This is a genomic window from Pseudomonas sp. FSL R10-1339 (genome assembly GCF_009600545.1).
Taxonomy (GTDB): domain Bacteria; phylum Pseudomonadota; class Gammaproteobacteria; order Pseudomonadales; family Pseudomonadaceae; genus Aquipseudomonas; species Aquipseudomonas bubulae.
Window position 1 is genome coordinate 1 of record NZ_WIVQ01000175.1, and the last position, 3,603, is coordinate 3,603.

5 protein-coding genes are annotated in these 3,603 nt (G+C 61.4%); all 5 read right to left on the reverse strand.

Going from position 1 to position 3,603, the window contains the following annotated elements; translation table 11 throughout:
- Positions 1 to 467: rod-binding protein (locus GHO03_RS23895; protein WP_178110365.1), on the reverse strand; the 467-nt coding region annotated here is incomplete at its 3' end.
- Between the two features lie 10 nt (positions 468 to 477).
- A complete protein-coding gene (locus tag GHO03_RS23900) occupies positions 478 to 1,587 on the reverse strand; it encodes a flagellar basal body P-ring protein FlgI (RefSeq protein ID WP_095002626.1) in 1,110 nt (369 codons plus the stop codon).
- A 14-nt stretch (positions 1,588 to 1,601) separates the two neighbouring features.
- Positions 1,602 to 2,297 carry a flagellar basal body L-ring protein FlgH gene (flgH, locus tag GHO03_RS23905; protein ID WP_095002627.1) on the reverse strand — a complete coding sequence of 232 codons (696 nt, stop codon included), beginning with the start codon at positions 2,295 to 2,297 and terminating at the stop codon, positions 1,602 to 1,604.
- Positions 2,298 to 2,321: 24 nt separating this feature from the next.
- Positions 2,322 to 3,107: a flagellar basal-body rod protein FlgG gene (flgG, locus tag GHO03_RS23910; protein ID WP_095002628.1), complete on the reverse strand. Its 786-nt coding sequence runs from the start codon at positions 3,105 to 3,107 to the stop codon at positions 2,322 to 2,324.
- Between the two features lie 45 nt (positions 3,108 to 3,152).
- Positions 3,153 to 3,603 (reverse strand): flagellar basal body rod C-terminal domain-containing protein (locus tag GHO03_RS23915; protein WP_306108807.1); only part of this gene is annotated, 451 nt, incomplete at its 5' end.

The window sequence follows — 3,603 nt, forward strand, 5'->3', positions numbered from 1 at the left end:
GTGATGGCGACCCGCGAAGCCCACAATGGACGCTGACCACTGGAGCGCACAAAAGGGCTGTCGACGGTGGTGGCGGCCGGGGCTTTGGCTTCGGCAGTCAGCGCCGTGGTCGCCGCAGCCTCCCCCGGCACCGCAGCTTTGTTTTTCGACATCTGGCGCATCAACACATCGGCCAGGCCGATACCACCGCCCTGCCGGGACAGGGTCACGGACAATTGCTGGTCGTACATTTCCTGATACTGCTTGGCCGCCGGGGTGTTGAGCGGGTTGTCCTTGCCCAGCACTTCGTTGGCCGAGCGCATCGACTTGAGCATTTCGTTGAGAAACAGCGACTCGAATTCCTGGGCAACTTTGCGCATATTGCCGTCGCTTTCGCGGTCGCCGACTTTCAGATTGTTCAGCCGATTCAGGTCGGTGAACGCCCCGGAATCGCTGCCACTGACTACTCCACTCTTACGCATATCCATGACGTCGGCCTCAGATCACGATCAGGTCGGCTTGCAGCGCGCCGGCCTGTTTCAGCGCTTCGAGAATCGCCATCAAGTCCCCTGGCGCTGCGCCGACCTGGTTTACCGCCCGCACGATTTCGTCGAGGGTGGTGCCCGGGCCGAACTTGAACATCGGCTTGGCTTCCTGCTGGGCATTCAGTCGCGAACGCGGCACCACGGCGGTCTCGCCGTTGGACAGCGGGCCGGGCTGGCTGACAATCGGGTCTTCGGTGATGGTCACGGTCAGGCTACCGTGGGTCACTGCGGCGGGCGAAACCTTGACGTTCTGGCCAATCACGATGGTGCCGGTGCGCGAGTTGATGATGACCTTGGCCACCGCCTGCCCCGGATCGACTTCGAGGTTTTCCAGGATCGACAGATAGTCGACCCGCTGGCTCGGGTCCAGTGGTGCGGTCACGCGAACCGAGCCGCCATCGATGGCCTGCGCCACGCCGGGGCCGAGCAGGTCATTGATCTTGTCGACGATACGCTTGGCGGTGGTGAAGTCCGAGCGGTTGAGGTTCAGGGTCAGGCTGTTGCCCTGGTTGAAACCGCTGGGTACGGCCCGCTCAACCGATGCGCCACCCGGAATACGCCCGGCCGACGGCACGTTGACGGTGATTTTCGAGCCGTCGCGGCCTTCGGCATCGAAACCGCCGACCACCAGATTGCCCTGGGCCACCGCATACACATTGCCATCAATGCCTTTAAGCGGTGTCAGCAGCAGCGTACCGCCGCGCAGGCTTTTGGAGTTGCCGATGGAGGAAACGGTGATATCGATCACCTGCCCCGGCTTGGCGAATGCCGGCAAATCGGCGCTGATGGACACCGCCGCAACGTTTTTCAGCTGCACATTGCCCGAACCCGGCGGTACCTTGATGCCAAACTGCGACAGCATGTTATTGAACGTCTGCAGGGTAAACGGGGTTTGTGTGGTCTGGTCACCCGTACCATTCAAGCCCACCACCAGGCCATAACCAATCAATTGGTTGGAACGCACGCCGGAAATGCTGGCGATGTCTTTCAACCGCTCGGCGTGGGCGCCCAGGGAGGTCGACAACAGCAACACGGCTGCCAGCAGATGCTTGAGGTTGGGCATGGTGAGCTTCATCACTAAAAGGGAAACAGCGGGCTAAGGAAGAAACGGTCAAACCAGCCCGGCTGGCTCGCATCGGCAAACGAGCCGGTGCCCGAGTAGGTGATGCGCGCATCGGCCACACGGGTCGAAGACACAGTGTTGTCAGTGGCAATGTCATCGGCCCGTACCAGGCCGGCAATGCGTACCAGCTCGTCGCCGGTGTTAAGGGTCATCCACTTTTCACCGCGCACGGCGATGATGCCGTTGGGCAGCACGTCGGCGACAGTCACGGTGATCGAACCGGTCAGGCTGTTGCCCTGCCCGGCCTTGCTGTCGCCCTTGGTGGCACGGCTGCCGCTGTAACCGGCATTGAGGCTCAGGTCACCCCCGCCCAGCGGGTTGTTGGTGGTCAGGCCGCTGCCGAACAACGAGGTCAGGCCGATGCTGGTGTTGCTGTTTTTACCGATCGCCGAGTTGGCGTTTTTACTCGCCTGGGTCTTCTCATTAAGGGTAATGGTAATGATGTCGCCGATGCGGTACGCCTTGCGGTCGCTGTACAGGTTCTGCTCGAAACCGGCCTGGTAAATCGAGCCGTTGTTGGCGGCAGCCGGCAGCGGCGTACGCGGCAGCACAGGTGCGTAGTACGGGTCGTTGGCCCGCGGTGGCGGGCTGACGCAGCCGGCCAGCAAGGTGATGGCGCCCAGTGCCAGAACAGAAAACAAGCGCTTCATGAGCTCTCCCGCTATTTCACGTAATTACAGGTTTTGCGTGACGAACGACAACATCTGGTCAGCGGTCGAGATCACTTTGGAGTTCATCTCGTAGGCGCGCTGAGTGGTGATCATATTGACCATTTCTTCCACGGTGCTGACGTTCGAGGTCTCGAGCATGCTTTGCATGGTCAGGCCAAAGCCGTTCAGGCCCGGGGTGCCGATTTGCGGCGCACCGCTGGAGGCGGTTTCCAGGAACAGGTTGCCGCCCTGGGACTGCAAGCCGGCCGGGTTGATAAAGTCGGCGGTCTGCACGTTGCCGATCACTTGCGCCGCCGGGTTGCCGGAAATGGTCACCGATACGGTGCCGTCCTGGCCGACGGTGAAGGTCTGGGCATCGGCCGGCACCACAATCGCCGGTTCCAGGGCAAAGCCGTTAGCGGTGACGATCTGGCCATTGGAGTCCAGATGGAAAGTACCGTCACGGGTGTAGGCCGTTGTTCCGTCAGGCTGCATGATCTGGAAAAAACCACGGCCGTTGATGGCCATGTCCAGCGGCTGCTCAGTGGTTTGCAGGCTACCAGCAGTGAAGTTCTTTTGCGTGCCGACAATACGTACCCCGGTGCCCACTTGCAGGCCCGATGGCAGTTCGCTGTCCTGGGTCGACTGTGCACCTGGCTGGCGCTTGATCTGGTAGAGCAAGTCCTGGAACTCGGCGCGATCACGCTTGAAGCCGGTGGTCGAGACGTTGGCCAGGTTGTTGGAAATGGTGGTCAGGTTGGTGTCTTGTGCAGCCAAACCCGTTTTTGCAACCCACAGTGCCGGAAGCATGGTGCTCTCCTCGCGCGCCGGTTTTTCGGCGCCACGTTCAAGTAATTAGCTGATGGACAGGACGCGAGTCATGGCCTGGTCGTCTTCTTTGGCGGTGTTCATCATTTTGATATGCAGCTCGAACTGCTTGGACAAAGCCAGCACCGAGGTCATTTCATCCACGGCATTGACGTTGCTCGCCTGCAGAAAACCCGAGGTCACCCGCACATTGGCATCGGCCGGGGCCGGCTGACCGTCATTGGTGTGGATCAGGCCGTCGAGGCCCTTGCTCATGGTTTTCAGGTCCGGCTGGACCAGCTTGATGCGGTCCACTTGGGCCATCACCCGCGGGCCTTCGCCCTGGGCGCGGATGCTGATGGTGCCGTCTTCGCCGACTTCGATCTGCTGCTGGGGCGGCACCGCGATCGGCCCGCCGTTGCCCATGATCGGCATGCCGTTGCCGGCACGCAGGATGCCCAGGGCATCCACGTTCATGCTGGCGGTGCGCACATAGGCC